Source organism: Sorangiineae bacterium MSr11954 (assembly GCA_037157815.1).
In the GTDB taxonomy this organism is placed as follows: Bacteria; Myxococcota_A; Polyangia; order Polyangiales; family Polyangiaceae; genus Pendulispora; species Pendulispora albinea.
Genome location: CP089984.1, coordinates 6686836 through 6704959, shown reverse-complemented (window position 1 = coordinate 6704959; position 18124 = coordinate 6686836). Strand labels below are relative to the sequence as shown.

The window sequence follows — 18124 nt, the reverse complement described above, 5'->3', positions numbered from 1 at the left end:
CTTCCCGGCTCGCTTCCAAGGCGCTTGCGAAACCGTGCGCGGTTTTTTGACCTCCTCATCCGTCGTAGTATGTTGTGTCCAGATGTAGGGAAACGACGCACCGAGACGCGTTTCGAACTGCATCGCGAACACAGATGATGAGGAAGAAGGGGAGGAGCACCATGCGGGCAAGCTTCCGTAAAATATTCGTCTGCCTCCAGGACGAGCCGTCGCGCGCGAGCGTCATGCGGACCTTCTGGGCGCCGTCGCCGCGCACCTCGTCCTCCTCGGGCCGACGTTTGGCCGACGTCATTCGCCTCGATCGCGCCGCCTTGCGTCCCGATGGGTCGCGAACGGCCATGGATGCCCTCAAACCTTAGCTCTCGGCACCGGAGCCCGCGTTTCTCAGCTCAGGAGACCCCATGCCCGCACCGAAGAATTACCGAACGATCGAGGACTTTTCGCGCGAAGAGCTGCGCCCGGACTTTCGCGTCGGGTTTTCCCTCGAAGACTTGATGCAGGAGACGGTCTTCGAGGGCAGCGACATGCTCTTCGACGACCAGCACGACGAGTACGCCGACCAAGACGACGACGACGACGAGTACTGAGCGCCGCCCGCGGGCCGGCGCGTTCCACCCGGCGACAGACCGTCTCCACAATGTGCGGGCAGACGGTCGCCGCCCGCGGCGGACCGCCGCCACCATCACCGACTTGGGTCCCCCCTCCCGGGACCTTGCGCCCTCCGGTCACGCCTCGATCGGAGGGCGCGCTTTTTTAACGCGCCGCCCTCCGGAGACCTCTTCCCGAGCTCGGGCATCGTCCTTCGGACGGCCGGGCGGGTTTCGGGGCGGATCGGCCTTCTGCGTAGCTTGACGGCACCCCCGGCCGCAGTATGGTGGCGAGCCCTCTGGAACCCAAGGCTGGCCAATCGTCCTCAGGAACAAACATGCAAGTTACACTTTCTCGCATCTCTCCCGTCATGATGGAGCTTCAGATCGAAATCCCTGCCGACACGGTCAAGACCGAGGTCGACAAGGCCTACGTGAACCTCGGCAAGAAGGCGCACGTCAAAGGGTTCCGCCCCGGCAAAGCACCGCGAAGCGTGCTCTCGCAGCTCTATGGTCCCCAGGTGCAAAATGACGTGGCCAACGTCATCGTGAACAGCACCCTGCCGCAGGTGCTCACGGACAAGAACGTGACGCCCATCAGCCAACCCGACGTGGAGGCCGGCAAAATCGACCCGAAGGCAGCGTTCTCGTACAAGGCGCGCTTCGAGGTCTCGCCCGAGATCGAGGAGGTGAAATACGAGGGCTTCGAACTGAGCCGCCCGGCCTCCGAGGTCACCGATTCGATGGTCGACGAGCAGATCGAGCGTCTGCGCCAGGGCCTCGCCACCCTCAAGGCCCCCGAGCCGGCGCGCCCCGCGCAGGCCGGTGACATCGTGGTCATCGACTTTACGTTGAGCGTCGACGGCAAAGAGGTCAAAGACGGCGGCGGCCAGGGCGTGCAGCTCGAGCTGGGCTCGAAGCAGATCCTCCCCGAGCTCGACCTAGGCCTCACCGGCAAGAGCGTGGGCGACAAGGTCGAGGTCACGTCGGAGTTCCCCGAGCGCCACCCGCGCGAGGACTTCCGCGGCAAGAAGGGCACGTTCGCCATCACGGTGGGCGAGATCAAAGAGAAGGTGCTCCCCAACCTCGACGACGAGTTCGCGAAGGACGTGGGCCAGTTCCAAACCTTGGTCGAGCTCCGCGCCGACGTGCACACGCGCCTGCAGAAGGCCGCGAAAGACCAGGTCGACACGGCCATCGCCGAGCAGATCGTGGAGAAGCTCAACGAGAACAACCCGGTGGAGGTCCCGCCGTCGCTCGTTCAGCAGCAGTGCAAGTTGATGGAGACGCAGATCCTCCAGCAGGCCCGCCGCGCCGGCCAGCCGATCACGCAGGAGCAGTGGGCCGCCCTCCACGGCACGATTCACGCCGACGCGGAGAAGAAGGTGCGCGCCGGTTTGCTCATGGCGCACATCGCGCGCAAACTGGAGATCAAGGTCACCGACGAAGACATCGAGAACGGCCTCAAAGAGCTCGCCGAGGAGACGGGAAAGAACGTCGCCAAGGTGCGCGCGGAGTATCGGGAAAAGAGCAAGCGCGACATCCTCATCGGCATGATCCTCGAGGACAAGATCCTGGATCTCTTGGAGGCCAAGTCGAAGATTGTGGATGCACCGGCTTTGCCCGAGGGGACCTCAGAGGCTAAGGAATCTGAAGAAAAGACGGAGAACGCCTAAAACATGAGCAAGCGTCCGGAGAACCGAGCTCAAGCAGTCGACCTGCTCGAGCGCCACGAGCGTGTTAGCGCGGGGAACATCATCTACCCGACCGTGGTCGAGACCACGCATCGCGGGGAGCGCAACTGGGACATCTTCAGCCGCCTCCTCAAGGACCGCATCGTCTTTCTCGGCACCGAGATCAACGACGATGTGGCCAACATCGTCATCGCCCAGCTGCTCTTCCTCGAGAGCGAAGACCCCGACAAGGAGGTCATGCTCTACATCAACTCGCCCGGCGGTGTGGTGACGAGTGGGTTGGCCATCTATGACACGATGCAGCACGTTCGCTCCACCGTTTCCACCATGTGTCTGGGCATGGCGGCATCGATGGCGGCCGTGCTCCTCGCCGCCGGCGCGAAGGGCCGGCGCGTTGCGTTGCCGAACGCGCGCATCATGATTCACCAGCCGCTGGGCGGCGCGCGCGGGCAGGCGACCGACATCGAGATCCAGGCGCGTGAAATTCGACACCTGAAGGACGTGGTGGCGGACATCCTGACGCAGGCCACAGGTAAGCCGCGTGACCAGATTCTGAAAGACATCGACCGCGATTTCTATCTCAGCGGTGCCCAGGCGAAAGAGTACGGCATCATCGATGATGTGCTCGTTCCCAAGAAAAAAGGCGAGAAATAGAAGACGTCGCGCCCAATCTAGGGAAGAGACGGCGGTAGCGAAGGCGGCGCGTGTGCTCGGTTTATTTCGGAAACTCGTGAACGGAGCGCGCGCGCAAGCTTGCGATGAGCAAGTGACAAGTCTAAGCTTTGTTCCGTTGGCGACGCAGTGGTGAATGCGGTCATCTGGTTAGTCGAGTCGTGATGGGCTCTTGCCCGTGACATTCGGCGCGCGGCGGGCCTCGAGCCCGCCTGATGGTTTGGCAGCGGGGCACCCATCGTCCCGACACTCAGTTGAACCGTTGTTTTTGTTGTTTATTTTTTCGGACTTCGAACGAGGCGACACTTGGAGCGCAGACGGGACGACCACACCAACGGCAATCTGAATTGCTCTTTTTGCGGCAAGTCGCAAAAAGAGGTGAAGAAGCTCATTGCCGGCCCCACGGTGTACATATGCGACGAGTGCATCGGCCTCTGCAATGACATCATTGCCGAAGAGGTCGAAAAGGATGAGCCGTACGCCGGTTCGACCCCGGTGCCCAAGCCGGCGGAGATCAAATCGATCCTCGACGACTACGTGATCGGGCAAGAGCGGGCGAAGAAGGTGCTCGCGGTAGCCGTTCACAACCATTACAAGCGCATCGACTCACGGGTCGCCAGCGACGACGTGGAGCTCTCGAAGAGCAACATCCTGCTCCTCGGCCCCACCGGCAGCGGCAAGACCCTGCTCGCGCAGACCCTGGCCAAAATCCTGAGCGTGCCGTTCGCGATCGCGGACGCCACGACCCTCACGGAGGCGGGCTATGTCGGCGAGGACGTCGAGAACATCATCGTGCAGCTGCTGCAGAACGCCGACCACGACGTGGAGCGCGCGCAACGCGGCATCGTGTACATCGACGAGATCGACAAGATTTCGCGCAAGAGCGACAACCCCTCCATCACGCGCGACGTGAGCGGCGAGGGCGTGCAGCAGGCGCTCTTGAAGATCATCGAGGGCACGGTGGCCAACGTGCCGCCCAAGGGTGGTCGAAAGCATCCGCAGCAGGATTTCCTGCAGGTGGACACGACGAACATCCTGTTCATCTGCGGCGGCGCCTTCGTGGGCCTGGAGCAGATCGTCCAGCGCCGCATCGGCCAGCAGACCCTCGGCTTCGGCGCCGACATCAAGAGCAAGAAGGACTTCAAGCTGGGCGAGCTGCTCATGCAGGTGCAGCCCGAGGACCTCCTCAAGTTCGGGCTGATCCCGGAGTTCATCGGCCGTCTTCCGGTGCTCGCGACCTTGCACGAGCTCAATGAAGAGGCGCTCATCGACATCCTGACCAAGCCGAAGAACTCGCTGGTGAAGCAGTTCCAGAAGCTGTTCGAAATGGATGGCGTGAAGCTCAAATTCACCAAGAGCGCCCTCGCCGCCGTGGCCAAAGAGGCCCTGGCCAGGAACAGCGGCGCCCGCGGTCTGCGCGCCATCCTCGAGGCCGCGATGCTCGAGATCATGTACGACATCCCCTCGCGCAGCGGCATCAAGGAGGTCGTCATCAACGACGACGTCATCACCAAGCAAGACGCGCCGCTCATCGTTTACACGAAGGAAGCGGAACTGGCCTGACCGCACGGTTTCTCCTGCCGCGAGGTCACGACGAAAAGGCGCTGCCGAACGAAGCGAAGGCTTCGTTTTGGCGGCGCTGCGTGCATTTGACGAACGTTTTTAGCGCGCGGCCGACCCGCGCATTTCCGCGGCCCGGCGCCTTGCCCGCCCAACCGACCACATTCGTTCCGCCGGTGTTCCGCGCGGGGTGGAATGCAGCGAGGGTCTGTGGCAGAAAAGGGTCTCTACTATGTTTTTCAAGGGCGATGGCGACGCGAAGACCATGACCAAACGACGGATTGTGCCCCTTTTGCCGCTCCGGGACATTGTGGTGTTCCCTCATATGGGAACGCGGTTGTTCGTAGGGCGGGAGCGGTCGATCAACGCGCTCGACGCCGCCATGGTGCGCGACAAGGAGATCTTCCTCGCGGCGCAAAAAGACGCGAAGGCCAACGAGCCCGTCCCCGACGACATTTTCGCGGTGGGCACCTTGGGCGCCGTGCGGCAGCTTCTGCGTTTGCCCGACGGCACCGTCCAAGTGGTGGTCGAGGGCGTCCGCCGCGCGCGCGTGCGCCGCTACGTGCAGACCGACGAGTTCTTCTTGGTCGAGGCCGAAGAGATCGCGGAGACCGGCACGCGCACGGTGGAGGTCGAGGCGCTGATGCGCAGCTCGCAGGCCGCCTTCGAGATGTACGTGAAGTTGAACAAGAAGGTTCAACCCGAGGTCCTCGTCGAGGTGCAGTCGGTCGACGAGCCCGCGCGCTTGGCCGACATGATCGTGGCCAACCTCCTGACGATCAAGCTCGCCGACAAGCAGGCGCTGCTCGAGTGTGAAGACGCCTCCAAGAGGCTCGAGCGGCTGCACGAGCTGATGCAGGCCGAGATCGAGATCCTGCAGGTCGAAAAGAAGATTCGTTCTCGCGTCAAGAAGCAGATGGAGAAGACGCAGAAGGAATACTACTTGAACGAGCAAATGCAGGCCATCCAGAAGGAGCTGGGCGGCGGCGAGCGCGACGAGTTCAAGAACGAGATTCAGGAGATCGAGGATCAAATCAAGACCAAGCGGATGAGCAAAGAGGCCACCGCCAAGGTCAAGAAAGAGCTGAAAAAGCTCAAGATGATGCACCCGACGAGCGCGGAGGCCACCGTCGTTCGCAATTACATCGATTGGATCCTGAGCCTCCCCTGGTACGACAAGAGCGAAGAAAACTACGATCTGGGGGCGGCCGAGGAGATCCTCGACGAGGATCACTACGGGCTCAAACGCATCAAGGAGCGCATCCTCGAGTACTTGGCGGTGCAAGCGCTGACCAAGAAGCTCAAAGGCCCGGTGCTCTGCTTCGTGGGGCCGCCCGGCGTGGGCAAGACGAGCCTCTGCAAGAGCATCGCGCGGGCGACGGGCCGCAAGTTCGTGCGCCTCTCGCTGGGCGGCGTGCGGGACGAGGCCGAGATCCGCGGCCACCGTCGCACGTACATCGGCGCGATGCCGGGCAAGCTGATTCAATCGTTGAAGAAGGCGGGCACGAACAACCCGGTCTTCCTGCTCGACGAAGTCGACAAGATGTCGACTGACTTCCGCGGCGATCCGGCGGCGGCGTTGCTCGAGGTGCTCGACGGGGAGCAGAACGACACGTTCAACGATCACTACCTGGACGTGGACTACGATCTCTCCGACGTGATGTTCATCACCACGGCGAACACCTTGAGCGCCATCCCGGTGCCGCTCCAGGACCGCATGGAGATCATCCAGCTGTCGGGGTACACGGAGTTCGAGAAGCTGAACATCGCCGTGAAGTACTTGGTGCCGCGCCAGAAGAAGGAGTGCGGGCTCGAGAACGTCGACTTCACGGTGACCGAGAGCGCGATCCGTACGGTGATCCACCACTACACGAAGGAGGCGGGCGTTCGCTCCTTGGAGCGCGAGATCGCGAGCATCTGCCGCAAGGTGGCGCGGCAGGTGGTGAACGACTCGAAGGCGCAGGCCGGCGCGGGGGCAGGGGCCAAGGCGCTGGAGCCCATCGTGGTCGAGGCGAAGAGCATTCCGAAGTACCTCGGGGTTCCGAAGTACCGTCTGGGCAAGAAGGAAGAGCACGACGAGATCGGGCTCACCAACGGTCTCTCGGTGACCAGCAACGGGGGCGGGGAGCTGCTCGCGTGCGAGGTGGCGGTCGTCCCCGGAAAGGGGAAGCTCGCGATCACCGGTCTCCTCGAGAAGGGCATGGAGGAGAGCGCGCACGCGGCCATGAGCTACGTTCGTTCGCGCGCGCAGATCCTGGGGCTCGACGTGGACTTTTATCAAAAGGTCGACGTGCACGTTCACTTCCCGGAGTTCATCCGCAAAGACGGGCCGAGCGCGGGCGTGACCATGGCGACGTCGCTCGCGAGCTCCTTGATCAAGGTGCCGGTGAAGCGGGATCTGGCGATGACCGGGGAGATCACGTTGCGCGGGCGGGTGCTGCCCATCGGCGGTCTCAAGGAGAAGCTCTTGGCGGCGCACCGCAGCGGGATCACGACCGTGATCGTGCCGCGTGAGAACCGCAAGGATCTGCGCGAGGTGCCGCGCCGGGTGCTCCGGGCCACGCGCATCGTGCTGGTGGAGCACATGGACGAAGTGCTCCGCGAGGCGCTCTGCCTGGACGATCCGGACGCGGTCTTCGGAAAGTCGCGCGAGTCGTGGCAGTACATCGACGGCGAATTGGTGATCCGCGGCGCCGACTCGACCCGCTTGCCGACCTCGCCGGTGGCGCTGCCGGAGCCGGCGGGCACGTCGCACTGATTTACGCTAAAGTTTGACGGTGCTGCTTTTCGATGGTCCGCTCACGTTTCGTGAGTTCATGACGCACGAGGAAGTACCGCTCGCAACGGTGTTCCGCGAGGTACTCACGTACCTCGTGGGGCGCGAGGACGCCGTGTTGTTTGGGGCGCAGGCCGTCAATGCGTACTGTGAGCCGGCGCGCATGACGGAGGACGTGGACGTGCTGTCGACGCAGGCCGCGGGGTTGGCGGAGGCGCTGCGCGCGCATTTGGCGGCGCGGTTTCACATGGCGATGCGGGTGCGCGAGGTGGTGGCGGAGACGGGGTTTCGCGTTTATCAGCTGCGCAAGCCGAAGAATCGGCATTTGGTGGATGTGAGGCAGGTGGAGCGGCTTCCGGAGTATCGGATGATTGACGGCGTTCGCGTCCTGACCCCTGTCGAGTTGATGGCGCTCAAGACGGTCAGCATCGCTCACCGAGGAGGACGAGAAAAAGGGCTCTCGGATCGGTTGGATTTGGCCCGGCTGCTTCGCACATTTCCTGCGCTTCGTAGCGACGACGGGCCTGTCGTCATGCGACTGCGAGGAATGCAGGCGGATGAATCGGTTCTCCATGCGTGGCGCGAATCCATTGCGACGCATCTCGAGCCGGACGAAGACGTCGACGACGAGTAGGTCGCTCCCCTCCCGGCCTCGCCCGCGGGAAAGGGGGCTTTCTCGCCCGAAGGCGATCTCGTTCCGGGATGGTCTCGTCCCGTGGTTCCGGGGTGATCGTGCTGCGGGGTGATCTCGGTCCGGGGCAATGACGCCGCGGCGTGGGGGGAGGCGGCCCAGCGTTCAGCGTTTGCGGGTGTATTCGTATTGGACGGCCAGCCACTCTTGGGCGGTGCCGTCGGACTGGATCCAGTATTGACGGCCGAATTCGTGGTCTTCGCTGTCGCGGGTGATCACGAAGTTGGAGCGGAACATGCGGCCTTCGACTTCGCGGCCGAGGCCGACGAAGGCGAGGGGCTCGAATTGGAAGGTGAGATCGGGGCCGCGTTGGGCGCCGAAGCTCCACGCGGGCATGATGCCGACGGGGAAGCGCGTGTCCATGGAGACGTATTGATAACGCCCCTCGACTCGGTTGAAGGTGATGTAGGCGATGCGGCGGAAATCGGGGGTGTTCGAGCCCGGCGCGGGCCGCATGATTTCTTGTTGGTAGAGGCCCACCATGGTGCGCTCGGCGATGAGGCCCGCGGTGACCATCGGCGGTGCGTTTGGGGTGACGCGGATGGTGGAGACGACGGTCCATGTGCCGCTGCGACGCGTGAGCTCCTCCCCCTCGGGGCCCAGCGCGAGCATGCGTTCGATGGCCGATGACGACGGGGAGGGCGCGGACGTCGCGGGTTTGGCGGCGGGTGCCGGTTTGGCTGCGGCGGCAGCGCCCGTGGTCTGCGCTTGGAGTGGGGCGCCGGCGGCGCAGGCGCTCAGGTAGATGCAGGCGGGGAGGATCCCGATGGCGCGGCGGGTGCGATGGGTACGACGACGGTGATCATGCGACGATTCGCGCCGCGGGGCGGGGGGCGAGGTGGGGCTCATCATGGCGCCCGACTGTACCGCGTTCGTCGCGATGTTCTAGCGGGCGCTCGACTCGATGGAGTACGTCAGGGTGGAGCGGGCCTCGAAGGGCATGGGCATGCCGAGCAGGCCGACGGCGGCGGGGGCGCGGTTCTCCACGACCAAGTAGTACGAGCCGGGGGGAACCGGGAAGGCGCGGGCCATTTCGCCTTGGGTCGCCTGGCCGTAGGCGATCGAGGGGCCGGGGTTGGGGCCCATGGGGCGCGCGGACTCGTAGGCGTGGCGCCAGTTGTCGCCGGTTTGGCGGTCGACGACGAAGTAGTCGACGGGGGCGCCGGTGACGCGGAGGCGGGCGTAGAGGGCGGCGTTGTTTTGCGCGATCTCGAAGGGGCCCAGGTAGTCGCGGGAGGCGGTGGCCAGCTCGGTCACGTTGCTCTCGAGCACCACGTTGTCGCCGATGCCCTTGAAGTAGCGCTTGGGGCGCTCGGGCGGGTTGAGGATGCCCAAGGTGAAGTCATCGCCGTCTTCGAGGCGCACGACGGTGAAGCCCTTCGAGATCTCGCTCTCGAGCACACCCCGACCCAGCACGGTGGCCAGATCGCCCAGCGGCGTTTGGGTGGCCAGGTTGATGACCTGGTTCTCGACGCCGAGCAGGCGCAAGTCCGGCTGCCGCATCGCGCGCGTGAACCGGCCCCACACGTACATGGCGTCTTCTTCCAGCCGGAAGTCGGGCTTGTACTCGACGGAGACGCCCGCATAGAAGCCCACGCGGCGCGTGAAGGGGAGCACGACGTAGCCGGAGCCCGTCACGTCGACCACCATCGAGTGCTCTTGCTCGTTCACGTTCACCACGCACTGCGCGGGAAAGAAGCGCCCCACGCTGTTCGGGCCCACGAGCGCCATCTTGAGCGGCACGCCGCGCTTCTGCATCTCGGGACAGACCTTGCTGGCCCCGAACTTCGAGAAGAGCCACCAACGAAGCCCTGCGTCGGCGTTGACCGCGCTCCGCACGCAGGGGCAGCCCACCGCGCTCACCGCCAAGGCGAGCACGACGAGGAGCAAAAAGGCAAACGACGCTTGTCCCGATTTGTGATGCGAGCCCTTCATCGTCACCGATCCCCGTCTCACGGATCCGCGAGGTGCGGATCCTCGTCTCACGCGTTGGATGCGAAGGCTCGCTCAGACATTGAAGCGGAAGTGCACGACGTCGCCGTCGCGCATGACGTACTCCTTGCCTTCGATGGCCAGCTTACCCGCATCGCGGCACTTTGACTCGCTTCCAAGTTGGACGTAGTCCTCCCACCAGATGACCTCCGCCTTAATGAAGCCCTTCTCGAAGTCCGTGTGGATGACACCCGCCGCCTGCGGCGCCTTGGCGCCGATGACGGTCGTCCATGCACGCACCTCGACCTTGCCGGCGGTGAAGAAGGTCAGGAGCTTGAGGATATCGTAGCCCGCGCGAACCACGGCGTAGAGCCCCGGCTCCTTCAGGCCCGCCTCCGCGAGGAACTCGGGGCGATCTTCCGGCTCCAGCTCCGCGATCTGCGCCTCGAGCGCCGCGCACACCGCCACGATGGGGGCCTTTTCGGCATCGGCGTACTTTTTCAAAGCCATGTAGTGCGGGTTTTGATCGAGGGCCTTGAGCGAGGCCTCGTCGACATTGGCCACATAGAACGAGGGCTTCGCCGTGAGCAGCTGCATGTCGCGCATCACGATGGCGGCGTCGGTCGCGTCGGGGAGCTTGAAGGTGCGGGCGGGCAGACCTTGGTCGAGGTGCTTCGCCAGCGGCTCGCAGATCTCGAGGGCGAGCTTCTCCAGGGGGATGTTGCCCTTGGCTTGCTTGCGGGCGCGGTCGGCGCGCTTCTGCACCGTCTCCAGATCCTTGAGACAGAGCTCGGTGGTGACGGTGGCGATGTCGCCCACCGGATCGACCCGGTTCTCCACGTGGATGATGTTCGAGTCCTCGAAGCAGCGCGCCACCTGCACGATGGCGTCGACCTCGCGGATGTGGCTCAAGAACTGGTTCCCGAGCCCTTCGCCCTTGGACGCTCCGCGCACCAGCCCCGCGATGTCGACGAACTGAATCGAGGTGGGGACGATTTTGTCCGCGTGAACCACGCTGTCGAGCGCGGCCAGGCGGCTATCGGGGACGGCCACGACGCCGACATTGGGCTCGATGGTGCAGAAGGGGAAATTCTTGGCCTCGGCCTTGGCGGTCGAGAGCGCATTGAACAACGTCGACTTGCCGACATTCGGTAGACCGACGATTCCGACGGAGAGACCCATAAGACTCCTATAGATGGGCGTGAACGATGGGCGCGGTGGCGGCTGGGAACAGGTTCCGCGAGCTTGTATCGCCTGCCTTTGGCCCCCGTGCAAGTAGCACGGGCCGCACCGTCCGGCGGCGAACCACCGGGCGGCGGGTGGTCGGCAGGGTGTAAGGTGCGTGCAGCCATGTTCGACCTGCGCGGGCGCACCATCGCCCTTTGTGTCACCGGAAGCATCGCCGCCTACAAAAGCGTGGAGGTCGCCCGCCTTTGCGTGAAAGCGGGGGCGGCGGTTCTGCCCGTGATGACCCACTCCGCGCCCCATTTCGTGGGCCCCGTGACCCTCTCGGGCATCTGCGGCGAATCGGTCGCCCAAGACATGTGGGATCCCGGATTCTCCGGGGAAAAACATATTGCGCTGAGCGAGCGCGCGGACCTGGTGGTCATCGTGCCGGCGACGGCCGACCTCCTTTCGCGCCTGGCCACCGGCCGCGCCGATGACTTGGTCACCGCGCTGGCGCTCTCGGCGCGCGGTCCGGTGCTGGTGGCGCCGGCGATGCACCCGCGCATGTGGGACCACCCGGCGACCCGTCGAAATGTGGATGGGCTCGTTCGGGATGGTCGGGTTGTCTTCGTGGGGCCCGTGGTTGGGCCGGTGGCTTCGGGCGAGAGCGGGCTCGGGCGAATGGCGGAGCCGCAGGCGATCGTCGAGGCCATCGGGAAGGCGTTGGGGCAGGGTGCGGCGGCGGCGGCGGGCGCCGCGGCGGCGGCGGCGGGCGATTTGTCGGGGCGGCGCGTGGTGGTGACGGCGGGGCCCACGGTCGAGGATCTCGATCCGGTGCGCTACTTGGGCAATCGTTCGAGCGGGAAGATGGGGTTCGCGGTGGCGGAGCGCGCGGCCGCGCGCGGGGCGGAGGTCACGTTGATCACGGGGCCGGTGAACCTGGGGACGCCGCGCGGGGTGGCGCGCGTCGATGTGCGCTCGGCGCTGTCGATGCGCGATGCGCTCGCGCGCGCGCTGGGCGACGATCTATCGGGGGCCGATGCGCTGGTGATGACGGCGGCGGTGGCGGATTATCGTCCGGCGGTGGTGAGCCCCGTGAAGCTGAAAAAGATGCAAGGGGCGGGCGGCGACGAGACGAGCCTTCGCCTGGTGAAAAATCCGGATCTCTTGGCCGAGATCGGCGCAAAGCGCGCGACGAAGAAGCCGGTGCTGGTGGGCTTCGCGGTGGAGACGGGCACCCCCGAGCAGCTCGTCGATTATGCGCGCGGCAAGCTTTTGCAGAAGAAGTGCGATCTGGTGGTGGCCAACGAGGCGCGGGTGGCCTTCGCGGGCGACGACAATCGGGCGACGATCGTTTCGGCGGCGGGGGCCGAGGGGCTCGGAACGATGAGCAAAGTGGAGCTGGCGGATCGCATCTTGGATCGCGTGCGCGATGTGTGGGCCGACATCGTAGCGTGATCGCAGGTGGGTGTGCGCGACCGTGTGTGAAGGTGGATCATCCATCGTCACCGAGGGGGGATCATGCGCAGATCGTTCACTTTTTCGCTCTCGCTGGTAGCGCTCATGGCGCTGATCGCGTGCGCTTCCGGTTGCATTCGGGGTGAGCGTCCGCTGCCGCCGGCGTCGATCTGGCCGGAGGCGATCGCGTCGGCCGAAATGCCGGACAAGCCGGTGCGCAAAGGGCAGGGGGTTCGCGCGGGTTCCATCGCGATCTCCGACGAGATTGCGCGGCTCTGCACGATCCGCACGCAGGTGGGAGCGGCCCCGCGCTTCGCGTTCGATTCGGACGACATCGGCGAGCCCGAGCGGCACGTTTTGGGGCTCGTTGCCCGATGCTTCACCACGGGGCCGCTCCGCGGGCGTGCGATCAAGCTCACGGGGCACGCCGATCCGCGCGGCGAGGAGGAATACAACATGACGCTCGCGGCGCTGCGCGCGACCAACGTCAAGGGGTACTTGAGTGAGCGCGGGGTGGACAGGCGCAAGATCGCCGATACGTCGCGCGGGGAGCTCGATGCCACCGGCGATGAAGAGGGGAGCTGGGCGTACGATCGGCGGGTGGATATCGATTTGGTGCGGTGATGGCGTGGCGCGGGGCGCGGCGATTCGGTGCGGTGGCGCGGGGCGCGGCGATTCGGTGCGGTGGCGCGGGGCGCGGCGATTCGGTGCGGTGGCGCGGGGCGCGGCGATTCGGTGCGGTGGCGCGGGGCGCGGCGATTCGGGGGCGGTGGCGCGGGCTAGGTCAGGTGGGCCCACCAGTGGGCGATGAGCTGGCGTTCGTCGTCGCTGAGCTGGAATGCATCGGCGACGCGGGTGTCGAGGTGGAGCTGCTCGCTCGGGTCGATGCCGGCGTTCTTGGCGGCGAGGAGCTCGCCGAAGGCGGAGAGCTCGGCGACCAGCTCGCGATGGGGGGGCGAGGGGGTCGCGCGCAGGTGGCCGATTTTTAGCTGGGGCATTCCCTGGCGCGCGTCGCGGTGGCGAGCGTAGTGGAGCCAGCGGATGGGGGTGGCGTTCAAGTAGGCGACGAGAAAGGTCGCCGGGTACAGGGGATCGTCGAAGCCGGCGAGGATCGAGTTGCGGAACGCCAGGCCGTCGGAGAGCGTGGCCATGGGGACGCGCGCCGTCTGCCGAATGAGGACGCCGATGGAGGTCCACTCTTGCGAGGCGCGAACGCGGCACGTGAGCTTCTGCGGATCGCAGTAGAGCGAGGGCGCCCGGCGCAAAAAGGGCTCGATGTCCGCGCCCGTTCGAAGGGCCAAGGTGCGGCGCGGGTCGGATTTGCTGCGCATGTGCTCCACGTCGCCCGAGGAGGTTTGAATTCCGCGTTCGCCGAAGAGGTGCCCCGGCAGCGGCGGGTGCTCGCCCATCTTTCCGAGCAGGCCGCGGCCGGTGGCGTCGAGATCCGTTCGCTCGATGGGCCATGTGGGGACGCGTTCGCGCCGGTCGACGAAGCCGTTGGTGCTGCCGTTGACGACGCCGTTGCGGTGGTCGACGCCGTTGCGGTGGTCGACGCCGAGGGCGATCCCGTTCCCGAGGCCGACCCCGTTCTCGACGCCAAGGACGATGCCGTTTCCGACGCCGTTCTCGATGCTCAGGACCACCCCGTTTCCCACCCCATTGGCGCGGGTGGCGACGATGCGCAACTTGGGTGCGGGCGCGACCGAAGGTGCCTCCCCCGGCGCGCGCCGCGTCGAGACCAGCGCCATACACGGTTGGAACACGCCCGAGAAGGCGTCGTTGCCCAGATCGCGCAGGCTCGCGTCGCAGATGCACAGGCGATCGTGTGCGGCGCGGGTCGGGCCGTACCCCTCTTGCTCGGACATCGAGCTCGGAATGATGAAGCCGAGCCTCCCCGACGTCCGCAGGAGCATGGCCGAGCGCTCGATGAACAGTCCCTGCAGGTTGCGGTAGCCGGCGAAGCTCGCGTACGTCTCGGTGAAGAGCGCGTGCAGCTCGGGGGCCAGCGGCTGCGCGGCGCGGCCCGCGTACGACACCCACGGCGGGTTGCCGACGAACGCGTCGAAGCCGCCGCGCGACGGCGCAAAGATCTCCGGAAACTCGCCGCGCCAGTCGAACGACGCAATCGAGTCGCCCTGCCGCAGCTTGGCGTCGAGGGACGACGCCAGCGGAAAATGCGTCTCGGCGCGCGCCAGCAGCCGCAGCGACAGCTTGGTGACGAGCACCGCCGACGCATCTTTGTCGACCCCGTAAATGCACCTCTCCGCAACCAAACGCCGCGCCCGCACGACCATGTCGTCCACACCGTCGCGCACCCCCGCATCGCCCGAGTCGCGGACCGCCGCGTCGCCCGAGTCGCGCACCCCCGCATCGCCCGAGTCGCGGACCGCCGCATCGCCCGAGTCGCGGACCGCCGCATCGCCCGAGTCGCGGACCGCCGCATCACCCGAATGACGCACCCCGGCGTCGCCCACGTCGCGATCGCCCACCTCCGGCACACGATCCCAAGCTTGCACGAGCCTGTCCGCCAGGAAGCGGCACGCCGCGAGAAGAAAAGCCCCGGACCCCATGGCCGGATCGCATACCTTGAGGCGCAGAATCCCCTCCGCCCCCAGCGGCTCCACCAACGGCATGGGCTCCACCAGCGGCGTTGGCTCGACCACCGGCATGGGCTCCACCAACGGCCCGAGCGTATCTTCGACGATGCGGTCCGCAAGCGCGCGCGGCGTGTAGTGCGAGCCCGAGCGGCGCCGGTCCGACGTCAACGTCAACGCCAGCGCGCCCTCCGGCACCACCTTGGGCGAGAGCGGCGAGGTGCGCGTCCGCAGCGCGCGCACCAACTCCTCGATGCTGGTGCTGCGCTCCACCCGAAGCCCCACGCGCCCGTCGAGATCGATCCCCTTGCGCTCCAGTGACGCGCGGCGCGATGGCCCCGACAAGGCGAAGAGCGACGCCAAGCCCACCAGCACCGCCACCTGCGACGCCCCCGCTTTGCGCCGGCACAAAACGCTCAGGCTCGGCTCCCGCGCCACCTCGACGGAGTAGCCCATCATCGACTCGTAGACGGTGCCCAGGTGCTCCACGTCGAGCGATCCGCTCGCGGCGCGCTCGAGCTCCGACAGCACCGTGCGCACCACCGCGTCGTCGACCGTTGCCTCCGCAACGAATGAGAAGCGCACGAAGAAGCGGTCCTGCGGCAGCATCTCGTCATCGAGGCGGCGCAGAGCCCCGAGCAGCTCCGCCCACCCGTGGTGCGTGCCGCGAAGCTGCCCGGCCAGGTAGAGGAAGACGATGCGGACGATGGCGGCGACGAACGCCTCGTAGAGGACCTTCGGATCGCGACCCTCGTGCGCGCCTCGAAATCCGGCGGTCAGCGCCGCGAGCGCGTTGCGCGTGTGGTCCTTGATGGCCTCGAGCGCAGCATGCTGAACCAGCTTCCTCGGCATGCCTCTACCCGTTGGTGCCTAGGGCACCGAAGATGTCGACTCCCGCGCGCTTCCTGCGGATTTCCGTCGTGCGGCGGATGTTTGGAACCCTCGGACCATCACCATGTTCGGTGCCCTAGTTGAGCGTACGCCAGTCGAGCATTTCGATGGTTCGTTCGGAGATGCGGTAGTCGACCGTCTGTCGTTCGCCCACCGCGTCGCCGCCGATTTGGAGCGGCATCGGGCGGGAGAAGGTCATGCGCACGGCGGAGGCGAACCAGTCGTGCATCCCGCGCAGCGGGTGGGTGCCGTGCCAGAGCGGGCGCAGATCCTTGAAGGCGCCGAGGGCGCTGCGGTCGTAGATGCGCACGTTGAGCTGACCCATGAGCCGCTCGGCGAAGGGGAAAGCGCGGAAGCCGTAGCCGAACTCGGGCACGGTAGCGCACCCGGCGACGCTGGCCAGGCCCTCGTAGAGGACGGCGCCGTTGCCGATGCCGTCGATTTTGACCACCCGGCCCTCGGGGTCGACGGTGTAGACGGCGTCGCCCATGTTCTCGATGAGCACGTGGGGCCGGCCGCGCACGATCTGCTTGGGGGTGGTGCGCAACACCACCGCGCCCAGGTAGCCGTAGACGCTCTTGGCGACCCGTTTGCCCGGGCCGCGCGAGGCTTGCAGCTGCTTTTTGTAGTCGTCGAGGATCTGCGCGTCCCACCCGCAGCCGGCGAAGCCCGTGAGGATCCCCTCGCACTCCACCAGCCCGAAGCGACGGGTGGGCAAGGTGCCCGGCCCCAAACCGGCGAGCACGTCGACCAGCTGCCCCAGCTTGCGCGCCCCGGTGGAGCGTGCCCAAGCGTTGCCGGTTCCAAGAGGAAGGAGCCCCACGCACGGGAAGGGGTCCTTCTTTGGAATCACATGATGCATCGCATTGATGAGCGCGATGGCCGTACCGTCGCCGCCGGCTGCCAAGATGCAGCGCGCGTCGCGCACCGACTTGAGCCAGCCCTCGATCTCGTCGATCGTTCGGGTGAGCCGGATGCGGGCGCCCGGCAGCGCGCGCCCGAGCTGGGCAGCGATGCGGCGGCCGCCGCGTTTGGCGTTGGCGTTGACCAGAATGGCGAGCCCTGAGCCGGCGGCGCTCTTGCCCGCCGTCCATCTTCTAGAAGCCACGTTCGAAAGCCTCTCTTACATCGCGCATCAATTTATCGCGTGAGGCGCGAAATCCTCCGCGGCCTTGACCATTCGACGCGTATGCGCGGGAGTCGATGGGCGGGTGAATCGTGACTCGGACCTTGGCGTCGTGGTGCGACCGCATGGCCTTCGGCGGAAGGATGCTCTTCGTCCCGTCGATGGTGATGGGCAGGATCGTCAGCTGCGCCTCGAGGGCGAGGTTGAAGCCGCCCTTCTTGAACGGGAGGAGTTTTCCCGTGAGGCTGCGCGTCCCCTCGGGCGCGATCCAAACATTCACGCCGCGGGCGAGCGTCTGCCGCGCGACCTCCAGGCTCTCGATGGCGCGGTTCCGATCCGACCGATCGATGGTGATGAAGCCCGCCTCGCGCATGGCGGCGCCGAAGATGGGGAATTTGAAAAGTTCCTGCTTTGCAATCATTCGAATGCTCCCGCCCATCACGGCGAAGAGCACCGGAATGTCGTAGTGCGACTGATGATTGCTCATGACCAGATACGCCCGGCCGGGCTCGAGATTCTCCCGACCCCGCACCAGGAGGTCGATGCGGGCATGGGCTACGACCTTCTGAGACCAGCTGCGGAGCCGCTCGTCGCACACGTCCTTGGTCACGCGCCCGAAGGCGGCGTCGACGACGGTGGGCCAACTGATGGCCAGCGTCTCGTAGACGGTACGGAGCGAGAGAGCCAGCGAACCACGCGCGGGCGACAAACGCGATGAAAGCACGGGCGGCAAGCTAGTACACTCCGCTGGAAATTCGTACCCGGATCGGGTGCGGGAGAAGCGGGGCGACGCGGGGACCATGCCGGTTCGCGTCCCCGGCCTCACGCGCGGTCTAGCAAAAAAATCGGATTGCTTGATATTGCGAGACGCGGCTCGTAGCATCGGACCCCGGCATCGCCAGGGACGTTTTCTCCGGAGTTTTCGCGTGAAACGAACATGGATGGCCTCATCCATCACGTTTGCAAGGTTTCCGAG

The 18124-nt window shown here is 65.9% G+C and carries 16 protein-coding genes; 9 read left to right on the top strand and 7 right to left on the bottom strand.

Annotated elements, in window-relative coordinates; genetic code table 11:
• Nucleotides 1–161 precede the first annotated feature (161 nt).
• The 5 genes from LZC94_25825 (at nt 162) to clpX (ending at nt 4516) form a co-directional block, all read left to right on the top strand.
• Nucleotides 162–359, top strand: coding sequence for a hypothetical protein (locus tag LZC94_25825; GenBank protein ID WXB11278.1), 198 nt, complete (start codon nt 162–164; stop codon nt 357–359).
• A 42-nt stretch (nt 360–401) separates the two neighbouring features.
• Nucleotides 402–587, top strand: a complete 186-nt coding sequence (locus LZC94_25820; GenBank protein ID WXB11277.1) for a transcriptional regulator — start codon at nt 402–404, stop codon at nt 585–587.
• Between the two features lie 371 nt (nt 588–958).
• Complete coding sequence (gene tig / locus LZC94_25815; GenBank protein ID WXB11276.1) at nt 959–2263, top strand: trigger factor; 1305 nt, start codon at nt 959–961, stop codon at nt 2261–2263.
• A gap of 3 nt (nt 2264–2266) precedes the next feature.
• Nucleotides 2267–2935 (top strand): ATP-dependent Clp protease proteolytic subunit, encoded by a 669-nt coding sequence (locus LZC94_25810; protein WXB11275.1) that lies wholly within the window; start codon nt 2267–2269, stop codon nt 2933–2935.
• Nucleotides 2936–3259: 324 nt separating this feature from the next.
• Nucleotides 3260–4516: an ATP-dependent Clp protease ATP-binding subunit ClpX gene (gene clpX, locus LZC94_25805; GenBank protein ID WXB11274.1), complete on the top strand. Its 1257-nt coding sequence runs from the start codon at nt 3260–3262 to the stop codon at nt 4514–4516.
• 25 nt (nt 4517–4541) lie between these two features.
• Here the strand turns inward: clpX and LZC94_25800 are convergent, their stop codons facing one another.
• Nucleotides 4542–4838: a hypothetical protein gene (locus tag LZC94_25800; protein WXB20377.1), complete on the bottom strand. Its 297-nt coding sequence runs from the start codon at nt 4836–4838 to the stop codon at nt 4542–4544.
• Between LZC94_25800 and lon the strand changes: the two genes are divergently transcribed.
• Both lon and LZC94_25790 read left to right on the top strand, forming a co-directional pair.
• Nucleotides 4746–7271 carry an endopeptidase La gene (gene lon, locus LZC94_25795; protein WXB11273.1) on the top strand — a complete coding sequence of 842 codons (2526 nt, stop codon included), beginning with the start codon at nt 4746–4748 and terminating at the stop codon, nt 7269–7271. The genes LZC94_25800 and lon overlap by 93 nt on opposite strands.
• A gap of 19 nt (nt 7272–7290) precedes the next feature.
• Nucleotides 7291–7923, top strand: coding sequence for a hypothetical protein (locus LZC94_25790; protein ID WXB11272.1), 633 nt, complete (start codon nt 7291–7293; stop codon nt 7921–7923).
• A 162-nt stretch (nt 7924–8085) separates the two neighbouring features.
• Here the strand turns inward: LZC94_25790 and LZC94_25785 are convergent, their stop codons facing one another.
• The 3 genes from LZC94_25785 to ychF all read right to left on the bottom strand — a co-directional run bounded on the left by LZC94_25785 (nt 8086) and on the right by ychF (nt 11094).
• Nucleotides 8086–8832 (bottom strand): DUF1579 domain-containing protein, encoded by a 747-nt coding sequence (locus LZC94_25785; GenBank protein WXB11271.1) that lies wholly within the window; start codon nt 8830–8832, stop codon nt 8086–8088.
• Nucleotides 8833–8865: 33 nt separating this feature from the next.
• Nucleotides 8866–9915, bottom strand: a complete 1050-nt coding sequence (locus LZC94_25780; GenBank protein WXB11270.1) for a hypothetical protein — start codon at nt 9913–9915, stop codon at nt 8866–8868.
• A gap of 72 nt (nt 9916–9987) precedes the next feature.
• Complete coding sequence (gene ychF / locus LZC94_25775) at nt 9988–11094, bottom strand: redox-regulated ATPase YchF (GenBank protein ID WXB11269.1); 1107 nt, start codon at nt 11092–11094, stop codon at nt 9988–9990.
• Between the two features lie 168 nt (nt 11095–11262).
• Here ychF and coaBC point away from each other — a divergent pair, with 168 nt between their 5' ends.
• Both coaBC and LZC94_25765 read left to right on the top strand, forming a co-directional pair.
• Nucleotides 11263–12537: a bifunctional phosphopantothenoylcysteine decarboxylase/phosphopantothenate--cysteine ligase CoaBC gene (gene coaBC / locus LZC94_25770; GenBank protein WXB11268.1), complete on the top strand. Its 1275-nt coding sequence runs from the start codon at nt 11263–11265 to the stop codon at nt 12535–12537.
• Nucleotides 12538–12600: 63 nt separating this feature from the next.
• A complete protein-coding gene (locus LZC94_25765; protein WXB11267.1) occupies nt 12601–13161 on the top strand; it encodes an OmpA family protein in 561 nt (186 codons plus the stop codon).
• Nucleotides 13162–13316: 155 nt separating this feature from the next.
• Here LZC94_25765 and LZC94_25760 read toward each other — a convergent pair whose 3' ends face one another.
• From LZC94_25760 to LZC94_25750, 3 genes are all read right to left on the bottom strand, one after another.
• Nucleotides 13317–15983, bottom strand: a complete 2667-nt coding sequence (locus tag LZC94_25760) for a hypothetical protein (GenBank protein WXB11266.1) — start codon at nt 15981–15983, stop codon at nt 13317–13319.
• Nucleotides 15984–16098: 115 nt separating this feature from the next.
• On the bottom strand, nt 16099–17130 hold the full coding sequence (locus LZC94_25755; GenBank protein ID WXB11265.1) for a diacylglycerol kinase: 1032 nt from the start codon (nt 17128–17130) through the stop codon (nt 16099–16101).
• Entirely contained in the window at nt 17120–17872 is a 753-nt protein-coding gene (locus LZC94_25750; GenBank protein ID WXB11264.1) for a 1-acyl-sn-glycerol-3-phosphate acyltransferase, read from the bottom strand. The genes LZC94_25755 and LZC94_25750 overlap by 11 nt, the downstream gene beginning before the upstream one ends.
• Between the last annotated feature and the right edge of the window lie 252 nt (nt 17873–18124).